13 protein-coding genes are annotated in these 21,836 nt (G+C 51.6%); 12 read left to right on the forward strand and 1 reads right to left on the reverse strand.

All coding sequences use genetic code 11. The features are described from left to right. The first annotated feature begins 84 nt into the window (after positions 1 to 84). The 10 genes from NQZ67_RS12870 to NQZ67_RS12915 all read left to right on the forward strand — a co-directional run bounded on the left by NQZ67_RS12870 (position 85) and on the right by NQZ67_RS12915 (position 16,633). Positions 85 to 963: an aminoglycoside phosphotransferase family protein gene (locus tag NQZ67_RS12870; protein ID WP_257446336.1), complete on the forward strand. Its 879-nt coding sequence runs from the start codon at positions 85 to 87 to the stop codon at positions 961 to 963. Further along, positions 950 to 2,257, forward strand: a complete 1,308-nt coding sequence (eno, locus tag NQZ67_RS12875; protein WP_257446090.1) for a phosphopyruvate hydratase — start codon at positions 950 to 952, stop codon at positions 2,255 to 2,257. Before NQZ67_RS12870 ends, eno begins: the two co-directional genes overlap by 14 nt. Next, positions 2,254 to 3,402, forward strand: a complete 1,149-nt coding sequence (gene dgoD / locus NQZ67_RS12880; protein ID WP_257446094.1) for a galactonate dehydratase — start codon at positions 2,254 to 2,256, stop codon at positions 3,400 to 3,402. The genes eno and dgoD overlap by 4 nt, the downstream gene beginning before the upstream one ends. Positions 3,403 to 3,427: 25 nt before the next feature. Further along, on the forward strand, positions 3,428 to 4,441 hold the full coding sequence (locus NQZ67_RS12885; RefSeq protein WP_257446097.1) for a zinc-dependent alcohol dehydrogenase: 1,014 nt from the start codon (positions 3,428 to 3,430) through the stop codon (positions 4,439 to 4,441). 18 nt (positions 4,442 to 4,459) lie between these two features. Then, positions 4,460 to 5,968: a sulfatase family protein gene (locus tag NQZ67_RS12890; protein WP_257446100.1), complete on the forward strand. Its 1,509-nt coding sequence runs from the start codon at positions 4,460 to 4,462 to the stop codon at positions 5,966 to 5,968. A gap of 293 nt (positions 5,969 to 6,261) precedes the next feature. Continuing rightward, a complete protein-coding gene (locus NQZ67_RS12895) occupies positions 6,262 to 7,200 on the forward strand; it encodes an ABC transporter permease (RefSeq protein WP_306812850.1) in 939 nt (312 codons plus the stop codon). An 18-nt stretch (positions 7,201 to 7,218) separates the two neighbouring features. Beyond that, positions 7,219 to 8,097, forward strand: a complete 879-nt coding sequence (locus NQZ67_RS12900; protein WP_257446103.1) for a carbohydrate ABC transporter permease — start codon at positions 7,219 to 7,221, stop codon at positions 8,095 to 8,097. Between the two features lie 201 nt (positions 8,098 to 8,298). Next, positions 8,299 to 9,870, forward strand: coding sequence for an extracellular solute-binding protein (locus tag NQZ67_RS12905; protein WP_257446106.1), 1,572 nt, complete (start codon positions 8,299 to 8,301; stop codon positions 9,868 to 9,870). A gap of 92 nt (positions 9,871 to 9,962) precedes the next feature. Next, positions 9,963 to 15,497 (forward strand): S-layer homology domain-containing protein, encoded by a 5,535-nt coding sequence (locus NQZ67_RS12910; protein WP_257446109.1) that lies wholly within the window; start codon positions 9,963 to 9,965, stop codon positions 15,495 to 15,497. A 164-nt stretch (positions 15,498 to 15,661) separates the two neighbouring features. Continuing rightward, complete coding sequence (locus NQZ67_RS12915; protein ID WP_257446112.1) at positions 15,662 to 16,633, forward strand: aldose 1-epimerase; 972 nt, start codon at positions 15,662 to 15,664, stop codon at positions 16,631 to 16,633. Here NQZ67_RS12915 and NQZ67_RS12920 read toward each other — a convergent pair. Then, positions 16,630 to 16,893 carry a substrate-binding domain-containing protein gene (locus NQZ67_RS12920; protein WP_371825299.1) on the reverse strand — a complete coding sequence of 88 codons (264 nt, stop codon included), beginning with the start codon at positions 16,891 to 16,893 and terminating at the stop codon, positions 16,630 to 16,632. The two genes, NQZ67_RS12915 and NQZ67_RS12920, sit on opposite strands and share 4 nt — an antisense overlap. A gap of 443 nt (positions 16,894 to 17,336) precedes the next feature. Here NQZ67_RS12920 and NQZ67_RS12925 point away from each other — a divergent pair, with 443 nt between their 5' ends. Both NQZ67_RS12925 and NQZ67_RS12930 read left to right on the forward strand, forming a co-directional pair. Continuing rightward, positions 17,337 to 18,554 (forward strand): family 16 glycosylhydrolase, encoded by a 1,218-nt coding sequence (locus NQZ67_RS12925; protein WP_257446115.1) that lies wholly within the window; start codon positions 17,337 to 17,339, stop codon positions 18,552 to 18,554. 129 nt (positions 18,555 to 18,683) lie between these two features. Continuing rightward, positions 18,684 to 21,707, forward strand: a complete 3,024-nt coding sequence (locus NQZ67_RS12930; protein WP_257446118.1) for a sugar-binding protein — start codon at positions 18,684 to 18,686, stop codon at positions 21,705 to 21,707. The last annotated feature ends 129 nt before the right edge of the window (positions 21,708 to 21,836 follow it).

Below are 21,836 nucleotides of genomic sequence, written 5' to 3' on the forward strand. Positions count from 1 at the left end.
CTCCTGCATGCAGAGTGGCTGGCCGATGGCGAGCCGTGTGCCATTACCGAGCTGAGCGGAGGCGTAAGCTGCTAGGTATGGAAGATTGTAACGAGCAAAGGACGCTGGGTGTTAAAGCAAGCGCTTCCGCAGCTGAAGGTGAAGTCGGAATGGTTCTCCGATGTAGCTAGAATCGAGCGGGAGCAGGTGGCGATGCTTGCCCTATACCCGCTGCTGGATGCCGGACAAGTCCCAGCTATCGTCTATCAGGATGAGAATGCGTATTTATATATGATGGCCTGCGCGCCTGAAGGAGCGGTAACCTGGAAGTCACAGCTGCAGGAGGGACAATTCCACACCGCGACAGCGGAGGCTGTCGGAGGGATGCTGCGGAGACTGCATGTAGCCAGCCGAGCCCTTCCGGGCGAGAGTGTGGATTCACTCCGCGACCTGAAGTACTTCCAGGAGCTGCGCGTCGATCCGTTCCATAATGAATTGGCCAGGAAGTATCCTGAGCTGATTCTCCCTATTGAGGACTTGAAGCGAGAGGTGACGGAGGTCGGCCATTGCTTCGTGCACGGCGACTTCTCACCCAAAAACATTCTAGTTGCGGGCCATCATGAGGTCATTTTGCTGGATTATGAGGTCGGGCATTGGGGCAATTCGGTGTTCGATCTGGCCTTCTGCATCGGCCATCTCGTGCTGAAGGGAATAGCCTATGGACGCGAGGAGGCCGCGCAGCGCTGTATTGAAGCGTTCCTTAGAGGTTACGGCGCTGTCCCTCCAGGACTCATGAAGCATCTGGGCCTTATGCTGCTGGCTAGGATAGATGGCAAATCGCCAGTGGAATATATTACGGATGCCGCAATGAAGGAGCGTGTACGTCGGTTGGGCAAGCAATGGTTGTTAGGCGCGTGCAAGGAGCAGGCAAGAGAGGCAATTGCGGAAGGATTGGGAGTGAGGGGCGGCCATGGCCAAAATTAAACACGTAATCGGGAGAGAAATACTGGATTCACGGGGATATCCTACCGTAGAGGTGGATGTTGTCCTGGAGAGCGGACATCGCGGGCGTATGATGGTCCCGTCGGGCGCATCGACAGGCAAATTCGAAGCATGGGAGCTGCGGGACGGCGAGCCTACACGCTTCCAGGGCAAGGGTGTGCGGAAGGCCGTTGACCATATCAATCATGAGCTGTCTAAGGCTGTTGCAGGTGTCGAGGCGGGAGAACATCATACCCTGGATCAGCTTCTGATTGAGCTTGACGGCACGCCTAACAAGTCGAGAGTGGGGGCCAATGCGATTCTTGGCGTATCCTTTGCGGCGGCTCATGCCCAAGCGGCGGCGGAAGGCTTGCCCTTGTATCGCTATTTCGCCAATCGGTTTCTCGCTGAGGGAGATACGCCCGTTCTGCCGCTGCCTATGGTCAATATAATTAGCGGTGGTCTGCATGCCGGAGGCCATATAGATATTCAGGATTTCCTCATTATGCCGGTAGGCGCTGCCTCCTATCCGGAGGCGCTGGAGATGATTTCGTCGGTGTACTTCCGGACGCAGCGCTTATTGGCCGCCAAGGGCTATCAATCCCGTCTGCTCGCGGATGAGGGGGGCTTCGGTCCTGCTCTGGGCAGCCATGAAGAGGCGCTGGATATTTTGTGCGAGGCGATTGAGGCATGCGGCTACAAGCTTCGGGATGATATGGCGATCGCATTAGATGTCGCAGCCTCCCATTTCTACGATGAGGATAAGGGCATATATCGGCTGGGCGCGGATCATCGGATGCTGCAGTCCGACGAAATGGCAGCCCTGCTGGAGACATGGGTAGACAGATACCCCATCGTCTCGATTGAGGATGGATTAGCCGAAGAGGACTGGAGCGGCTGGGTGAGACTTACGGAACGTCTGGGTCATAAGGTCCAGCTGGTGGGCGATGATCTGTTCACCACCAACCGGGAGCGCATTCAGAGAGGGCTTCTGGAGAAGGCGGGCAACGCTGTGCTTATCAAAATGAACCAAATCGGAACGTTAACGGAGACGGTAGAGGCGATCAGGCTGGCCAAGTCAGCGGGCATGTTGACCGTTATATCCGCCCGATCCGGCGAGACCGAGGATTATACGCTCGCGGATCTTGCAGTAGGCCTGAACGGCGGCCAGATTAAGATCGGCTCAGTAGCCGGCTCCTCTAGACTCGCCAAATATAATCAACTGCTTCGTATACATGAGGATATCGGCAGTCATTATGCGGGAAGGGCCGCATTCCAAGGGAGGTTCGCACGATGAAGATAACGGATATAGAGCTGTTCCAGATTGAGCCCAGATGGCTGTTTGTGAAGATCAGCACGGACACAGGCTTTGAGGGCTGGGGGGAGCCTATTCTGGAGGGAAGGGCCTCCACCACCAAAGCGGCGGTGGAGGAGCTGAAGGATTATCTGATAGGGAAGGATCCGCTGAAGATCGAGGATCACTTCCAGGTGATGTACCGAGGCGGCTTCTACCGAGGCGGTCCTATCCTTATGAGCGCGATCTCCGGTATCGAGCAGGCACTATGGGATATCAAGGGCAAATACTACAACGCGCCGATCTACGATCTTCTTGGCGGCTCGGTACGCGACAAGATTAAGGTATACGCCTGGATTGGGGGAGACCGGCCAAGCGATGTGAGCAATCATGCTCTGATGCAGGTTGCTCTAGGCTTCAAGGCGCTGAAGATGAACGCCACGGAAGAGCTTCATTATATAGACGATTACCGGAAGATTGATCAGGCTGTAGAACGAATGCAGGCTGTGCGGTCTGCGGTCGGTCCGGATGTTGGCATTGCGGTTGACTTCCACGGCAGAGTGCATAAGACGATGGCCAAGATTCTTGTGAAAGAGCTGGAGCCGTTCAGACCGATGTTCATTGAGGAGCCTGTGCTGCCGGAGCATAACGAAGCGCTGAGAGACATTGCCAGAATGACGAATACGCCGATTGCGACGGGCGAGCGCATGTATACGCGCTGGGGTTTCAAGCAGCTGCTGCAGGAGGGTTATGTGGACATTATCCAGCCGGATCTCTCCCATGCCGGCGGTATTCTGGAGACAAAGAAGATCGCGGCTATGGCGGAAGCGTACGATGTCAGTCTAGCGCCCCATTGCCCGCTTGGACCGATTGCTCTGGCCTCCTGCTTCCAGGTCGACAATTGCACGCCGAACTTCGTTATTCAGGAGCAAGGGTTAGGCATTCATTATAATCAAGGCAGCGATGTGCTCGGCTACCTGAAGGATTCCGATGTATTCCAATATGAAGCGGGTTATGTGCGTATGTCCGGAAAGCCGGGTCTCGGCATTGAAATCAATGAAGCAACTGTCAGAGAAGCGGCCAAGAAGGGGCATAATTGGCATTCCCCTATCTGGCGCAATGAAGATGGCTCCTACGCGGAATGGTAGACAACAAGGACTGGAGGGGGAAACTATGGGGGGAACAATGCGTGCGTTAGTGTACGAAGGTCCTCGTCAGCTGGAGCTTCGTACCATGGAGATTCCCCGGCCCGGGGAACAGGAGGTGCTTGTGCGTGTTCACTGGGCGGGCATATGCGGCTCAGAGCTAAGCGGCTATCTGGGACATAACTCGCTCCGCAAACCTCCGCTTGTGATGGGGCATGAGTTTGCGGGAGTGATCCACCAGGTTGGCAGCCGAGTGGAGGGGCTTCAGTCCGGTGATCGGGTGACAGCCAATCCTCTGATCTCCTGCGGGAGCTGTATGGAGTGCCGCAGCGGGCGGGCGAACCTATGTCCGCAGCGCAGCCTTGTAGGAGCAGGCAGGCCTGGGGCGTTCGGGGAATATGCCGTTGTACCTGCCGGGAATATCCACCTGCTACCTGAAGCCGTGTCATTAGACGCTGCCGCGCTTGCGGAGCCGCTTGCCTGTGCGGTTCGTATTGCCCGCCTGGCCGCGCTTGAGCCATCTGACAGTCTGTTCATTGCCGGCGCTGGTCCTATTGGCCTGCTTGTGCTCCGGGCTGCGCAGAGGTATGGGGTGAAGCATACCGTGGTTATGGATGTGAATGCGGAGAGGCTTGGCATTGTCAGGGCAATGGGAGGACTTGCTGTCTCCTGTGAGGAGGAGCTGGCCCGAGTGACACCGGCGCGCGGCTTCGACAAGTGTGTGGATGCTGTCGGCATCGATGCCACCAGGCAGCAATGTATGGGTATTGCCAGACCGGGCGGCAGAGTGGTGTTCTCCGGCCTTCATGCGGCAGACAGCGCTCTGCCCGTCAATACCGCTATTCGCAACGAGCTCACGATGCTGGGCTCCTTCGGCTACAATCCAATCGACTTTCAAATTGCGCTCAAGTGGATTGAAGAGAGCGGCACAGGACTGGAGACATGGACCGTGCATGAGCCGCTGGAGAACGGTAAAGCATGCTTCGACAAGCTGCTGAGCGGTCCAGGCGCCGTAGCCAAAATATTGTTAGAGCTAGGCTAACGGAAGGTGGGTCAATAGATGAAACCTAATTTTGTTGTATTTGTTGTGGATCAGATGCAAGCTCGCACGATGTCTCTGCATGGCCATCCGGACGTGCGGACGCCGAATTTAGATCAACTGGGTCTAGAAGGGGTGTCCTTCACCAGAGCCTACTGCAACAATCCCGTATGTATGCCTTCGCGCGCGACCCTGTTGACGGGACTTACTCCCCGCCAGCATGGCTGCTTGACCAATGGCAACGCTGTCCCTGAAGGGCTGCCTACACTGCCGAGGGTGCTCGCCGAGGCCGGATATCGGACACATGCCGTAGGCAAGCTTCATCATCAGCCAATCGGCTCTGTCAGCATGGGCGAGGAGATGGCTTTCTCATGGGAGAGCAGAGCGCGTTGGGAGGCTGGAGTGATTACAGCGCTGCCAAGCGATTATTACGGCTACCAGACGACGGAGCATGTTGGCGGGCATGTCGATTGCTTTGGCGATTATTTGACATGGCTGGAGCAGGAGCTGCCGGGAGGAAGGGAGCGATTGCTGCGGGCGGGAGCCTATGAGAAAAATAGCCTGTACGAGCAGCATTGGAAGATCGATCTGCCTGAAGAGCTGCATTACAACCGGTGGATCGCTCGCCGCTCAGCGGCTTTCCTGGAAGGGCTTGGGCAAGAGGAGCCCTTCTATCTCTGGTGCTCCTTCCCAGATCCGCATCATCCCTTCGCAGCCTGCCGTCCTTATAGCGAGATGTATGATCCGCAGTCGCTGACGCTGCCGGAGGGGTGGAATGATGAAGCGGATTCTATCGATTGGCTGAAGGGTCTAAGAGCCGTTCATCCCGGGCACTCGCAGTTTAATGAAGCCACTCTGCGTGACATATTAGCGCAAACCTATGGCATGATCACACATGTGGACAGCTGTATAGGGGACGTGGTGGACAAGCTGAAGGAGCGTGGACTCTATGAGAACACCATTCTTGTCTTCATGGCGGATCATGGAGAATATTTGGGCTCCCATCGGCTGCTGACCAAGGCAGAGTGGCCTTGGGAGGAGCTCCTGAATGTTCCCTATATCTGGAGAGCTCCCCGCGCTGCCGCGCAGGGCGTCTATCGTGAGCGCGTCGTCAGCCTGCTGGACTTCGTGCCGACGATTCTGGACTTTGCCGGTATAGATCAGGCTGTCATGGATACGCGCGGCATCTACAGCGCGCCGCCGCTAGGCTTGCCGGGCCGCAGTCTGCGCGCTGCCGTTCAAGAGGGCAAGGAGCTGCCTCCCCGTCCGGCGCTTGTGGAATACGATGAGGATTGGTATGCGCCCGAGACGACTCGAATGCGCACGCTTGTCGCGGAGCAATATAAGTTAACGGTGTTTATCAATTCCGATGAGGGGCTGCTGTTTGATCTAGCCGCAGATCCTCGCGAGCATAACAATTTATGGAATGATCATGCATATGCTCAGGTTCGTTACAAGCTGACAGAGCAGCTTCTGCGGGAGCTGATTCGAACCGATCGCTTCGATACGCTTCGGATAACGGGAGCGTAAAGAGCTGTCTTGGGCTGTCTGGAAGAGTGGTGTCTCCACTTTTTCTGGACAGCCTCTTTTTTGTTCCACTTTAAATAAGGTATTGACGGGAATTGCTGGCAGACCTATAATAAAAACGAAATGAGTTTCGATTAACGGTCATTTATAAGTAAATTTGAATGATTGTTTCGAAAACTCCATTTTCTATATCGGTGTTGTAAACGTTTGCAAGAGAAGGGTGGGTATGGACTTATCGCAGGATAAATACAGAAAAAGGAGTGCTTGTTGTGGAAAATGTGAATGAAGTCCGGCAGCTGGACGTACCCGACATCAAGCGCGGGACGCCATTGAAGCAAAGGGCCTCAAGGCTGCTGAAGAGCTACCAGCTATATTTGTTTGTGCTTCCCGCTGTTTTGTATTACGTGCTCTTTCATTACGTGCCGTTATACGGCATTCAAATCGCCTTCAAGAACTTCCTGGCCTTCAAGGGCATTGCGGGCAGTCCATGGGTGGGTCTGGAGCATTTTGAACGTTTTTTCCGGTCCTTCGAATTTACCAAAATTATTCTGAACACGATCAAGCTTAGCGTCCTGCAGCTCGTTGTAGGCTTTCCGGCTCCGATCATACTCGCGCTGATGCTGAATCAGCTCATGCACAAGAGGTTCAAGAAGTTTGTGCAGACCGTCATTTATGCGCCTCACTTTATTTCGACGGTCGTAATTGCGGGCATGCTGTTTTTATTCCTGTCGCCGGATACGGGCATGGTCAATAAGCTCATCGGATTGTTTGGCGGCGAGCCGGTGTTTTTTATGGGGGATCCCGACTGGTTCAGGCCCGTATATGTGCTGTCGGAGATTTGGCAGAACACAGGTTGGGGCACCATCATATATTTGGCAGCGCTTACGACGATTAGTCCCGAGCTGCATGAATCGGCGGTTGTGGATGGCGCAAACAAATTTCAGCGGATTCTGCATATCGATATCCCCGGCATTATGCCAACGGCCGTTATTCTGCTTATTCTGAGCACGGGCAATATTATGAGTCTCGGCTTCGAGAAGGTCTACCTGCTGCAAACGCCGCTTAACCTGCCCTCATCGGAGATTATTTCCACCTATGTGTACAAGACGGGCTTGGTTGGCGCACAATACAGCTTCTCAACCGCTGTAGGATTGTTTAACTCTATTATCAATTTCATCATTCTCATCACAGTTAACCAAATTGCCAAAAAAGCTTCCAATACATCGTTATGGTAAGAAGCGGGGAGGTTCAATATGTTTAAACGCAGTCTAGCAGACATCTGGTTCGATCGCGTAAATATGCTGTTGATTGTGACCGGACTGGCCATCATTGTCTATCCCCTCTACTTCGTGGTGCTGGCCTCTGTGACAGACCCTGGAGCTGTTCAGATGACCCTGTTCTGGCCGGAGAAGTTCAGTCTGGAGGGCTACAAGAAGATACTGGACAGCGACAACCTGTGGGTGGGCTACAAAAACTCTTTTGTATACGCAATCTTAGGAACCATTATCAATTTATGTCTAACTCTTCCCGCAGCCTACGCCCTGTCGCGGAAGGATATGAAGGGCCGCAGTACGGTTATGCTCTTTATTACGTTCACGATGTTCTTCAGCGGTGGACTTATCCCTACTTACTTGACGGTCAAGGAGCTTGGCCTGCTTGACTCGGTTTGGGCGATGGTCATACCTAATGCGGTGGGCGCGTGGAATCTCATCATTGCTCGAACGTTCTTCCAGTCCACGATTCCGGATGAGCTTCTGGAGGCGGCGAAGATAGACGGCTGCTCCGATGCCAAGTTTTTTTGGAAAATGGTGCTTCCCCTGTCTCAGGCGCTTATTGCGATTATGGTGTTGTTCTACGGTGTTGCGCATTGGAATTCCTACTTCAACGCCTTGATCTACCTGCGGGACCAGGAGCTGTTCCCCCTGCAGCTCGTGCTTCGATCCATTCTGATCGAGAATCAGATTAGCAACGACATGATGACGGACATGTCCTCCATGGGAGACCAGCTCCGAGCGGCTGAGCTGATCAAATACGGCATGATTATTATTGCGGCGCTCCCGCTGCTCATTCTGTATCCTTTCTTGCAGAACTATTTTGTCAAAGGCGTCATGATCGGAAGCATCAAGGGGTAATGGATGCAGCCGTCATTACGGAAGGGAGGTGCATGCCGGGTATCCTTGTTGATTTGCTGCAGCTCATGTAAGCGCATACGAATACAAAATTAGGAGGTCATCGATTTGAACAATCGGAGAAAAAAACTGTTGGTATCCTTTCTTTCAGTCATGATGAGCGTTTCTGTTCTAAGTGCTTGTGCAGGAAACAACAATGATGGTGTGGAGCCCTCCAAGGAGCCGAATCAAACGGAAGCGGCTCAGACGCCCGAAGCAACGGATGGAGGAGGGGAGCAAGGTGTATTCCCGATAGCGGAGAAGGTGACGCTTGAGATGGTAACCTGTAAGCACCCTAACAATGGGCCGTTCGAGGAAATGGATTTCTTCAAGCAATATGAAGAGAAAACCAATGTGCAGATTGAATGGACAGACATTGAATTTGCGCAATGTGAGGAGCAGCGCAATCTGATTCTGGCCAGCGGCGAGCTGCCGGATGCCTTCTATGGCACACTTGCGCTGACAGGCAATGACGTCATTAACTATGGCGGCCAAGGCATGCTGGTTCCCCTGGAGCAATACATCACGAAGGAAACGATGCCCAATCTGACGGCGTTGATTGAACAGAATCCGAAGTACAAGGCGATGCTGACAGCGCCGGATGGCCATATCTATTCGCTGCCGAGCATCCGCGAGCTGATGCTGTGGCTCTCTCCCGACATGATGTACCTGAACAAGGAATGGCTGGACAAGCTGGAGCTTGCCGTGCCGACAACAACAGATGAGCTGCGCACCGTTCTGGAAGCTTTTAAGACGAAGGATCCTAACGGCAATGGCAAAAATGACGAAATTCCGTTCTCCTTCCTGTGGGACTTCGCGAACTATAACGTAATGGGCATCGGCTCATTGTTCGGCACCTTCGGAAGAGCGGACTCCGCCAACCATATTTTCGTTGAGGACGGCAAGGTGGTATTCTCCGCCAAGGAGCCGGAGTATAAGGAAGCGATTCAATATTACCACTCCTACTTCAAGGATGGGCTGTTCGATAAGGAAAGTCTGGCGCAGGACCGGAATCAGCTGGTAGGCAAGGGCAGCGGTACCGAGCAGCGTCTGGGCGGCTTCTTCTCCTGGAATGCCTTCTCGGTTGTCGGCGTCGACAATGATCCCAAGTATGTCTTGGTACCGGCTTTGAAAGGACCAAACGGCGATCAAGTGTGGAGAAAGTCGCTTAGCAATAATCAGGGCGTGAACCCGTTCGCGTTCTCCATGACAGCTGCGAATGAGCATCCAGAGCTGACCATGCAGTGGATTGACTTGTCTTATGCAACGGATACGTCCATCGAAGCCGGCTGGGGCCCGATCGGTACGACATTGGAAGACAAGGACGGTACCTTGACGCTCAAGGAAGCGCCAGCGGGCCTGACGACAGACCAATATGTATTCAAGACGGCACCGGTTGAAGCGCCTTACGCCATTCTGGAAAATACGTACGGCACTCGTCTGGCCATGGCCGACAAGGACAAGGTCAAAATTGACGGCATCAAAGAAAACTATTTGCCTTATATGACTTCTGAGACGTTCCCCGGCGTGTTGTTCACAGCTGAGGAGTCTCAAAAAATCAAAACACTGGATACCGACATTAACAGCTACGTGAACCAAACAAGCGCTAAGTGGCTGCTACAAGGCGGCGTAGATGGTGAATGGGACAAATACCTGGCCGATCTGCAGAAGATGAAGGTTGATGAGCTGATCAGCATTTATCAAACGGCGTACGACCGCTTCAAGAGCGCGCAATAATCATCACAAATAGCAGAGAGCATCCCCTGGAGGCTTGGGTCCCGGGGGAAGCTCTCCAATTTCGCTACAGGAATGGAAGGGATGGTGCATTAATGTTGAAAGCGTATTCAAGTGTCAAACGATGGTTGACCGTCTTTTTGAGTGCGGCCGTACTGACCGTATCTTGTCTCACAGGTGCAGGGGGGGTTAGTTATGCAGTTGAGGCAAGCGACGAGCTTCCTGTAAATATTCGAACGGACAAGGCAGATTTCGATACGATTCCAGCTGTTGCTGAGCATTACAAGAATCACTTCGGCGATAATGCCGTTGCATATTTCAACAGTATCAACAACGAAAGCCGTGTGCAGCGTATTAACTTCTTGCAGTACCCGGATGGACAGTTTTTGCAGATTAATGGAGAAGTAACGCTTGATATTCCTGCAAGGAATGCAAAAGTGTGGCGTCTGTTCAGTGATGTGCGCTTCGAGGGCTCCGTTGCGCAGACGATGAAGCTTTATGTCATTGATCCTGAAGGTGTCGAAACGGAATGGACCGTATTCCAGAACGGTGGCTGGAATGACCGTATAACCGGGCTATATACGAACTATACGAAGATGGGCTTCCAGGAAGACAACCCAACGGAGGGGATCACCCATCCATGGCTGATCAAGGATACGAACGGCGATATTATCTACGAAGGCTACAAGATGAAAATCGTCGGGAATGGAACGCTGCGAAGCGTCTATCACTGGGAAGAAGAAGGCGTTCCGCTGGAGTTTGATACTTCCGCATGGACCGTTCTTGGAGGAGACAAGGCTATACTGGACGTCTCCGTTGATGTAGATGCGCTGACCAATTTAAGCATGGACGGCGTGAACAAGCTACCCGAGGAAGTGTTCAAGCGTTATCATGTGAACAGCGGGCCGATCGGATTAGAGCAAGCCGGGGGCGAATTTACAGTGCTGGACGAGGCGTATCACAGAACGACTCATGATTACGGCTTTACTCCCGGTCGCGGCGCCTTTCATTACACACTGATGACCAGCTGGGCGGGTCTCAAGGAGGATTCGACGCGCCCTGGATATGCAGACTTTACGGCGACGAACCAAGTTTATGCCAAGAGTCAGCCTGCCATCGACAAATTCGAAGGTCTGTATCCATCTATCGGCAAGGATTATGTTCTGACGCTGGACGGCTGGCCGAGGTGGATGTGGGAATCCCCTAATTCCGGACAATCGGAGCATTTCGGCACACCGTCCCGCGCCAACTTCGATGCTGCTGCCGATGCGTCAGCCAAGCTGATCAAGAGCATCGATACTAGATTTGACGGGCTTGGTCCCAAATATGTGGAGGTTAAAAACGAATCAACGATTCCGCAGGAATGGTGGTTCTTCCAATCGGAGCCGGAGCAGGCTTGGAGCTACTTGTCGGAGTTCCACAATAAGGTGGCCGCAGAAGTGAAAGCGGTTAATCCGGATGTGTTGGTCGGCGGACCGTCAAGCGCATTCATGTATTTGGAGAAAAATGACTTCAATGAAGCGCGTGCGCAGCTGAAATTTATGGATGATACAAAGGATTCACTGGATTGGTATTCGCATCACTTCTATGAAAATGCCAATCTGTTCATTCATGACAGAGAAAACAACTCGGATGGCTTCCTGAGTGGACGAATGGAAGCCGTGCTTGACCTGCTCAATGCACATATGGTGAATACAGATAATGTGAAGCCGATCTATATTACAGAAGAAGGCACTTATAATACGGCGGGAAGCGATGCGGACTATTTCCAGAAGCTGGTCGCTTATAACGGCTATATGCTCCGTTTTATGAATTACGCCGATACGATTGGTATGCTGGTACCTTATTTGTACCCTATTATTAACTGGCGTCCCAACTCCAATGATACGTTCTACAAATATAATGAGGCACAGAATGGATTATTGGAAGAAATGACGCCAATGGAAGCTTATCTGGATATGTGGAAGGATTACCGCGGCGCGTTCCTTCCGGCTGAAGCGGATCAAGAGCGTGTCTTCACAAATGCGGTTCGCTACAATGACAAGGTATATGTCGCTGTTCACAATCTGAACTCGCAGCGTGTTAACTTGGATCTGAATGTGTTCGCGGGCGACGCCGATATTGCAGGCGTAACGCGCAAACATTTTTTCCTGGAGAAGGGCAAGCTGACCTATGAGGAAGAGAATGTCACGGATCTGGACAATGTGTACATGCGCGTTCAGGAAATGAGCGTATTCGAGATTATGCTGAATTCCAATCCGGCGTTCACCAAAACGTGGGAGAGAGAATTTGCATATGCGCCTCAGGAGCTTGTGCCGACGAGCGTAAACGCGCCGGCCTCATTTACGGTTCAAGCAAGGCCAGCGAATCTCGCCAAAGCGACTCTCCGTATTGGCTTCGGCAAGACGGGAAGCGGGTTTGCAGAGGATATGCAAGTGGTTGTCAATTCGGGTGATGCGGCCAATATGCAGAGCTTCAGCAAGGATCTGGCCTACACGAACAAGCCTGGCAACCTGCTGACCTTTGCGGAATTTGAGCTGGATGCCAGCAAGCTTCTGGCGAGCAATACCATCGAAATATCGCTCCCGGATGAAGATGGATATATCACAAGCGTACAAATCATCGAGTACCACGAGCAGTCGGCTCCGACAGGCGTCGCTACAAGTGCGCTTGCTGGTCCTATTGCGGAGGCTAAGTCGAAGCTTGCATCGACTATCATTTCGTCCACAGGCAATGAGGTTGAGCCAGGCAAGAGCTGGGTGAAAAAGCAGTACCGAGACACGCTCAATATTGAAGTAACCAAAGCGGAGATTGTTGCACAGGATGCCTTGGCGACAAATGCTGAAGTGACAGAAGCTTTGGCAGACCTAGTCAAGGCGGCCGGTATATTTGATCAATATACAAAAACAAAATCGTCGCCTACCGGCAGTCGAGGGGCCCAATTCTCCTTCGAGGACGGAGAAGCGGCAGCCTATACCCACAATGTAGACGCTGTGACGGTATCGACAGGCGCGCAAGGCGCAACGGACGGCAGCAAGGCGCTTCAAGCGGAGTTTACGACCTTAACATCCTACGCGTGGGATACGACGGGGACCTACTCAGGCAGCCTTGATTTTACGGCGCCGGAGGAGGGCTGGAGCCTGGGAGCTGCTCCATTCACCTTCGATGTCACGAATCTAAGGAACTACGCGACACAGCTGCGAGTAGAAATTACGGATACCTCTGATGTGAGAGGCACCTATTATTTTACGCTTGGGGCAGATGCTTCCCGCAGCATCAGCATTGCCGATTTTGGCGTTGCCGGAGGCACTTGGCTCGGCGACGGCAATTTCCCGAGAAGCGCAGCAATTGACACGGAGAATATTAAAAATATTCGATTGTATGTCTTTTCTCCAACGGCTGCATCGGTTACGAATGCAGCGCTGGCCTTTGACAAGATAGTCATTGGCAGTGCACCGGACCCCGGGCCAGACCCTGTTAATCCGAATGGTCTATTCGTATCCTTCGAGGACCAGGAAGAGATTCCTTATTCGTACAATAATCAGGCCATTACCGCTTCCAGATCGGAGCAGGGAGCGACACATGGCAGCAAGGCGCTCCAAGCGGAGTTTACTACCTTCACAGCATTCGATTGGGATACGAGCGGCAAATATTCCGGCAGCATAGACTTCACTGCGCCGGAGGAGGGCTGGAGCCTGGGCAGCAAGCCCCTTCAATTGGATGTTGCGAATCTCGTGAGCACAGGAGCCCAGCTTCGCGTGGAGGTTGCCGATGTTCAGGGGAATAGAGGCATTTATTATTTTGCCATAGCGCCCAATCAAGCACGAACGCTTACGATATCCCAATTTGGCGTCTCTGCGGCCAGCTGGCTGGCAGACGGCTATTTCGCAAGAACGGCGGCAATTGACACCACTAAGCTGAAATCTATTCGCTTGTATGTATTTGAGCCTACAGCTGTAACCGTGGGACATGCGAAGCTTGCTATCGATAATATGATGATAGGCAGCGGGCCGGTCCAGCCAACAGATGAGCAGCTTGCAGCCGAAGCGGCCGATACGTTGTCGGCAGCCTCGTTAACATTCGCGGAGGGAGACACAGCGCAAGCCGTAACAGGAGCTATTGTATTGCCGTCTGCTGGCCTGCATGGAGCAACCGTGGCATGGGCTTCCAGCCATCCTGCGACAGTGGCGGCTAACGGGACGGTGGTTCGACCTCAGCATGGAAGCGGGAATCAGGTTGTGACGCTGACTGCTACCGTTACTATTGGAGCGGCAAGCGCAACCAAGGCTATTACAGTAACTGTGCTGGAGCAGGCTGCGACTCCGTCTCCGCCTCCGCCAATCATTCATGTGCCGGGTCCAACAGCTCCGCCAGCAGCGAGCACTGAGGTTCTCGTGGATGGCAAGAAGCTGGACAATATAGCAAGCGCGGTTACCGCGACCGAGGCGGGGCGCAAGGTGACAACGATTACGGTCGACCGGCAGCTGCTTAAGAATAGTCTGAGCACTATAGCGAATAACGCTGTTCTTACCATTCCTGACGAGAGCGGCTCCCCTGTTGTGAATGGCAAGCTTAATGGGGCAATCGTTAAGGATCTGCAGCAGAAAAATGTGGTGCTTGAGCTTCGAACAGCCGCTAACTCCTATAAGCTTCCTCTTGAGGAGCTTCAAATGGATCATATGATCAAGGAGCTTGGCTCTGATGTGTCGCTGGAGGACCTGATTATTAATGTAAGGATCAGTCAAGCCGATGAAGAAACCCGGCAGGCGCTGGAGCAGTCGGCTGAGCAAGACGGATTTACGGTAGTGGCCGCTCCTGTAGAGTTCCATATTACCTACACTTACGAGGATCAGACAAAAGAAATTAGCACATTCAACTCCTTCGTGGAAAGAACGATCCTTATTCCGGAAGGCGTGGATCCCAATGAGATCACCACGGGGGTAGTAGTGGAAGAGGATGGAACCGTTAGAGGGATTCCAACTAAAGTGGTGGGACAGAATGGCAGCTATTATGCTGTGATGAATAGCTTGACGAACAGCACCTACGCGGTGATCTGGAATCCTGTGGTTTTCCAGGATGTATCCGGTCATTGGGCGGAGCAGGCTGTAAATGACTTAGGCTCCAGATTGATCATAGCTGGGGTTGACGGCAACCGCTTTGAGCCGGATCGCTCCATCACCCGCGCCGAGTTTGCCGCGATTCTGGTAAGAGCTCTGGGACTTCAGGCAGAGGCAGGAGAGTCGGCGTATTCCGATGTTGCCCAAGGCAGCTGGTATGAAGCCTATCTCAATACGGCGACAGCGTATGGCTTGATTAACGGCTATGAGAGTGGTGAATTCAGGCCTCATGCTCTCATCACGCGTGAACAGGTTATGAGCATCATGGAACGAGCTATGGCGCTCACGGGACTTGATTCTGCAGCCGAGATGATAGAAGCGGATGAGCTGTTGTCCAGCTTTATGGATGGCTCAGAGGCGGCAGACTACGCCAAGAGCGGTATCGCAGCCAGCATCAAGGCAGGTCTCGTGCTGGGCAGAAGCGAGCAAGTGCTTGCTCCGAAAGCAGCTATCACAAGAGCGGAAGTCGCGGAGGTTGTTAGTAGACTTCTGGAGCAATCTAACTTAATCTAATCAATAGAGGTAGTTCAAAAAGTCTTCTCGGTGCTGAAAACCGAACTTTTTGAACTTAGATTACTATTTGAACTTAGATTATTAGTGAGTTATTTTTTGGAGAGACCTCTTTATGGAGGTCTCTTGCATGTTAGGAAGAGATTGGGAAGAGAGGGCGAGGAAGTATGAATCCATATGAGGTTATTTGTAAAGTCCAGGATGGGTATTCGGTTGTCGAGCTGCGGGATACAGAGCGTGGAGATTGTGCGCAGCTTGTGCCGGAGATTGGCGGGAATCTGATTCGGTTTCATTCATCTGGGCGAGAGCTGTTAGCTGCGCCGGGCTCTATTCATGATTTGAGAGGGAATGAATTCATGTACGGCACCCCCCTGCTATTCCCGCCAAATCGTGTGCAAGGCGGAAGCTTTACCTTCAAGGGAAGACCTTACCAGCTGCCTATCAATGAGCAGCCGGACCGCCATCTGCATGGCGAGCTGGCGCGAAAAAGCTGGGAGGCCGTGGAATGGCGAGGAACGGAAGAACAAGGGGCTTATGTTGTGCTTCGGTTTCGGTATTCCGATCATGAGGATATGCTGGCGTACTTCCCGCATCCTCTCGTATTCAACGTGACGATCTCCCTGCTAGGTGGACGTCTTCGACTGGACGGCGTCATCGTCAATGAGGGAGAGGACGAGGCCCCGTTCGCCTTCGGCCTTCATCCTTACTTCAATCTGCCGGGCGGACAAGCTCTGTTGCAAGCTCCGGCAGTCAAGGAATGGCCAATCTCAACCTTTACCTTCATTGAGGGTGTCCCAGCTAATACCGAACGCGCGGGTGAGCTGCGCGAGGGGCTTTCGCTGGATCGTATAGCTCCTCTTGGCTCAGCTATGGTGGAGCTTCAGGAGGGTGAGGAGCGTGTCTGCCGGCTGCGGATGATAGAAGAAGGCTATACGATCGCCTATTCCATTGGGAACACCTTCCCCTATCTGCTTATCTTCCGTCCCAATTGGTCAGAGTCGATCTGCCTGGAGCCATACTCCTGTCTGACTGACGCCTTCAATCTGCCTTATCCCCCGGAGATGACGGGAGCAAGTGGCATTGCTCCTGGCGAGCGTGTGACGTTCGAGACTTGTATGTGGGTGGAGGAGTCATCTTAAACTCTTGGCTTGAAGCTCTCGCGTTCCACTAGCCAATGCTGCAGGATAATGTCTTCATCAATGATCAAATCAGGATGGACAATTAACTGGTGAATATATTCAACCGATTTCCTGCCAACCTCGTCCATAGGCTGCTGCATGGAGGTTATGGACGGACGAACAATCTCAGCAACCGCACTGCCGTCGAAGCCGATAATGGAGATGTCATCAGGAACGCGTAGACCGTGATCTAGAGCGCCATTAAGCACCCCAACCGCCATATCATCCGTAGCGGCAAAGATAACAGTCGGCTATACTAGCGGGTACAAGCCAGGCTTGTTCGGCATTCCGAATATTCGTGAAATCAAGAATGATATAAATCCTAAAGTAACCAGCTTTTTCACGACTAATACCAAAGGACGATTCGGCATTTCGGCAATGGATTTTATTACGAGCGACCATGCTTCTAAATTATAGCAACCAATTTTTAGCGCTTGATGCTTAGATTTATGAGAGGCCTCTACATGGAGGCCTCTTTCACATTTATTTCTGATGACAAAAAAACTCCGTTGTCCAATAGTAGTAGTTATCCTGCTATTACTAGTCGAAAATGTTAATTATGGATCCCTGTTGATTCCTTTACAATGAATGACATGAACTAAGAAATGGGGTGATACCATTCGAGTAAGCGCTTTCTAATAATGAGATGAATGGAGTGATGACAATGGCAAAGGTTTTAAAGGGCAAGATCGTCTTCTTGCTTTTTATTATGGTAATAATCACTGCTCCTGTCAGCTACGGCGTTCAATCCTCTCAGGCGGCGGTATCGTGGCCGGCTTCCGATCCCAGCAATACGGGAGGCTGGAGTGTAAACGAGACGTTTAGCGATGAATTTAACGGTTCGTCACTAAATACTTCGAAATGGTTAAATAAGCATACGTATTGGAGTGGACGCAATCCTTCTCAGTTCGATCCTTCGAACGTCTGGGTAAGTAATGGTACAGCAAAGCTTCGAACGAAAAATGAAAACCTAATAAAAAATGGAAGCTTTGAAACAGGCAATCTGTCCAATTGGTCTGCTTGGGGTTCAGGTGCGAAATCAGCATCTGTCTCAGCCAAATACCGCGACCTATATGGGGTGGTCATTAATGGTCAAGGTGCTGTTCAGCAGATTATTACTGGACTGCAGCCTAATACGACCTACAAGCTTTCGGCGTGGTTAAAAAAAGGATCGGGCAGCAAAGTGAAAGTAGGCGTTAAAAATTATGGAAGCACAGAAAAGCTGAAGGAAGTAACCAGTTCAAGCTGGACGTTGGGTACTGTGGAGTTCACGACGGGCTCAACAAATACCAGTGCTGAGGTGTACGTATATAACGCCGGAGGCAGCGGTATTGTCTATGGAGATGAAGTAGCAGTTGTCCGAAAGGTAAATGCAGCATCTGGGGAGACGATGCTCAACGATAATTATATTACATCTGCGGTTATCCAGTCCAAGACAAAAGCGGCTTACGGTTATTATGAGGTAAGGATGAAAGCGGCAGACGCTTCGCATACAAGCTCCTTCTGGCTGCAGGGTAATTATTCGGAGATTGATGTAGTTGAAGCGGTAGGGAATTCAACGAGGAACACTCATAAGGATACAATCATGCCCACTAACACTCATGATTTCCGCAATGGTTGGGCTAATGATATTGCAGATCCATTCGACTATCAAACGAACGTTAGGCTTGCAGCTAATTATCATATCTATGGTGTGGAGTGGAGCCAAACACAGATTAAATGGTATTTCGATGGTCAATTGATTCGTACAAAGCCTCATTCATTTATGCACGAGAATCAATATATTTTTTTGGATACTGAAATATTTGAATGGGACGGACTTCCGGGAGACAGCTTGAATTCCCTATTCGAGGTGGATTACATTCGTGCCTGGCACAAATAACTGTGGGAAGGAAAAATTTATATGAATAAAAGGGGCAATGCATCGGTTCATTCCCTTATCCTTGTTGTAATCATTCTAAGCTTATTGGGAATGCCTGCTTCTCAGGCTAGAGCGGAGGAGGCGAGCAGGGTGAATGCGTTTGAGAACGGAAGCTTTGAATCAGGACAGCTGCCTGCTCGCTATTCCAAATGGGGAAGTGGTTCGGCAGCTGTTATGACGGAGCATGCCTATACCGGAAATTACGCGCTTGTGTATTCTGGTCAAGGCGCAATCGAATTTCCGGTGTCCGGTCTACAGTCCAATACTGAATACAAGGCAGCTGTGTACGCCAAGCTGGGAACTAGCGCTGGAGCCACTCTTGGGGTTAAGGAGCACAACGGTGCTGAAGACAGCTATATCCCTATTCGTGGGACAACATACAGCTTATACGAGGTGAGCTTCCAGACAGGTGCTGTAGAAACATCCGCAAAGGTCTATCTGTATAACGAAAGCGGTTCCGGTACAGTCTACGCCGATGACTTTGAGCTTCTGGTAGAAGTACTCCCGCCCCCGGCCATTAGCGAGAATGTAGTTGATAATTCCATCTATCCGTTATCCGATTCGGACAATGTCCGAAGCTGGAAGTATAGCCTGGATTATTCTGATGAATTCTCCGGCGCAGCTCTAGATAGGAGTAAATGGAACGATTATCATACGTATTGGTTAGGCAGACAGCCTTCGATATTCTCTCCGCGCAACATCAGGCAAGAGAACGGTCGATTAATTCTGACAGCCAAATATGAAACAATACCTGAAATGGCGGAAGCTAACGCTAAGCTTGGCCCGAATAGCCCTCCGTATGAGAAGTATACAACTGCTGCCGTACAGTCCACGACAAAAACGGGCTATGGATACTATGAAATTAAAGCAAAAGCCGCACCTGTCTCGATTACGAGCTCCTTCTGGCTGCAGGGCAGCGAAACGGAAATTGATGTGTATGAAACGGTAGGACGATCAACCGTCAATCCAGACAGCGGATTTGAAATACCTATGAATACACATTATTATGCTGGAGGGGACTGGTCCAAGGACATCGCTAACCCTGGCGTCTATCATTCCAAGGATGATCTTACGGCAGACTTCCATGTGTACGGGCTCGATTGGAACGCTAAGTGGATCCGGTTCTATTATGATGGCGTATTGGTTCGCGAAATTCGTAATGATGTTTTCCACGAGAATCAATTTATATTCATGGATATGGAAACGTTTACATGGGCAGGACTCCCTTCAGAAGCGTCCATGGCGAGTCCAAACGGAGATTATATCATCGAATATATGAGAGTTTGGCGGTCTAATGCGCCCGTGTCTGATGATCCAGAGTTGGAGCTGCCGCCGGTTAAGGAAGCGGAAGCGCTTCGCGGCACACCTGCGCTGAACGCTTCAAGTCCAGATCCGTTGTGGAGCCAAGCGAAGGAAATCGGTTCTTTGCGTGTGAAAGGCGGGAGCACCTCGATCACAGCAATCGCGAAGACACTGTGGGATGATCGCTTTCTGTATATACGAACGGAAGTGAAGGACGCCGATCTTACGGGAACCGAACCCAACGAGACGTACAAGAACGATTCCGTTGAAGTGTATGTGGATGGTGGCAATGAGAAAGCCAAGCCCTATGACGGGAACGATATCAAGTGGAATGTGGATTACATGGGCCGCAGCTCCGGCATCAACGTACCTGAAGGCGCCCAACAATCTGTTCATCGGACCAATGATGGTTACGTTGTAGAGATGGCTGTCCCGTGGATGTCCATCGTTAGGCCAGCGGGCTCAACGATCGGTTTTGATATACAAGTGAATGATGCGAGACAGCCCTCCAGGGTGAGACAAGGATATTTGGGCTGGAACGATCCGCTTGATCAAGTATGGCAGAACATGGGGATGACGGGTGATTTGAAGCTAAGCTCAGTCGCGGCAAATGTGCCGCCGGTATATACCTATGTGCCGTCTCCCGTTCCAGATCTAGTCAAGTTGACCATGAACGGACAGTTGATCTCAGGTGGAACGGTTGTGAAATCCCTGACTGAAGGTCAATCGGCAGCAACAGTCTATCCCGACCGAAAGGGATTATTGAAGGTCTTGAATTCACTTGATGAAAAGGCGGTTGTATCAATCGAGGTCAACGAAAGCGCAGATATTGTGATTGGGCAATTTGATGGTTCATTGTTAACCGCTTTAGCCGACAAGAAAGCGATCCTTGCTTTCGAAACAAATATGGCAAACTATAGGTTGCCTGTTCGGCAAGTCATCGCATCAGAGAGCTGGAAATCCATCCTTGAGCAGTCGGACTCGGGAGATATAGACCTGGCTGAGGTTCAGGTGCAGCTGCGGATTGGGAAGCCGACAGAGGAAGAGAAACGAAGGGTCGTAATTGCAACGGATGATCAGTCTTTAAAGCCGATCGGTGAGCCCATCTCATTTGTCATTCAAGTGATGTATGGCACCCAAGTCATTGAGCTTAAGTCCTTCGACGCATATGTAGAGCGAACCATTCCATTGCCGAGTGGGCTTGATCCGGCGCAAGTGGCCACTGCCGTCGTTGTGGAGCCGGATGGCAGCATCCGTCATGTACCCACGAGCATGGTATCCCTGGAAGGGAAGTGGCATGCGAGCATCAGAAGCTTGACCAACAGTATGTATACACTTGTCGGGCATGAAGTGCGACTGCTCGATATCAAGCAATCCGGGGCTGAAGAAATCATTCGCAGGCTTGCCGCTCGAACGATTGTAAAGGGGCTGCCGGATGGAACGTTCCGACCGGAAGGGCTGGTCACCCGCGCCGAATTTACCGCTATGCTGGTAAGGGCGCTGGGACTAAGGCTGGAGCCGACTCAACGGTCATTCAAGGATGTCCATGCATCCAGTTGGTATGGCGCTTACGTCAGTACGGCTCATGAGCATCAATTGATTCGAGGCTATGGGGATCATACGTTCAGACCGATGCAAGTCTTGACGATACAAGAAGCCCTTGAAATGCTGGGCAATGCTATTAAGCTGACAGGCTTGGCTGCTCTCGAAGCCCCTCTCCAAGATGAAACGCTTGTGTACTTAACTAGAGAAGAAAGCGCGGTCTGGATCCATTGGCTTCTGTCTAAGTATGTGTTAGAAGTCGATATTTGAACATTGCAAGTCGAGATTGCATCTTCTCACTACAGCGTTGAAGGACTATGCTGATTACAGAAGTAATGTCATAGTCCTTCAACCCATGCGAGCTATAAAAAATATCGTCTCGCAAAAGAGGACAGCATG

It is taken from the genome of Paenibacillus soyae (genome assembly GCF_024623455.1).
Lineage (GTDB): Bacteria > Bacillota > Bacilli > Paenibacillales > Paenibacillaceae > Pristimantibacillus > Pristimantibacillus soyae.

Excerpts from the sequence above, each read along its gene's own strand:
- eno (WP_257446090.1), top strand. The coding sequence starts at position 950 with ATGGCCAAAATTAAACACGTAATCGGGAGAGAAATACTGGATTCACGG.
- dgoD (WP_257446094.1), top strand. The coding sequence starts at position 2,254 with ATGAAGATAACGGATATAGAGCTGTTCCAGATTGAGCCCAGATGGCTG.
- NQZ67_RS12885 (WP_257446097.1), top strand. The coding sequence starts at position 3,428 with ATGGGGGGAACAATGCGTGCGTTAGTGTACGAAGGTCCTCGTCAGCTG.
- NQZ67_RS12890 (WP_257446100.1), top strand. The coding sequence starts at position 4,460 with ATGAAACCTAATTTTGTTGTATTTGTTGTGGATCAGATGCAAGCTCGC.
- NQZ67_RS12900 (WP_257446103.1), top strand. The coding sequence starts at position 7,219 with ATGTTTAAACGCAGTCTAGCAGACATCTGGTTCGATCGCGTAAATATG.
- NQZ67_RS12910 (WP_257446109.1), top strand. The coding sequence starts at position 9,963 with ATGTTGAAAGCGTATTCAAGTGTCAAACGATGGTTGACCGTCTTTTTG.
- NQZ67_RS12915 (WP_257446112.1), top strand. The coding sequence starts at position 15,662 with ATGAATCCATATGAGGTTATTTGTAAAGTCCAGGATGGGTATTCGGTT.
- NQZ67_RS12920 (WP_371825299.1), bottom strand. The coding sequence starts at position 16,893 with ATGGCGGTTGGGGTGCTTAATGGCGCTCTAGATCACGGTCTACGCGTT.
- NQZ67_RS12925 (WP_257446115.1), top strand. The coding sequence starts at position 17,337 with ATGGCAAAGGTTTTAAAGGGCAAGATCGTCTTCTTGCTTTTTATTATG.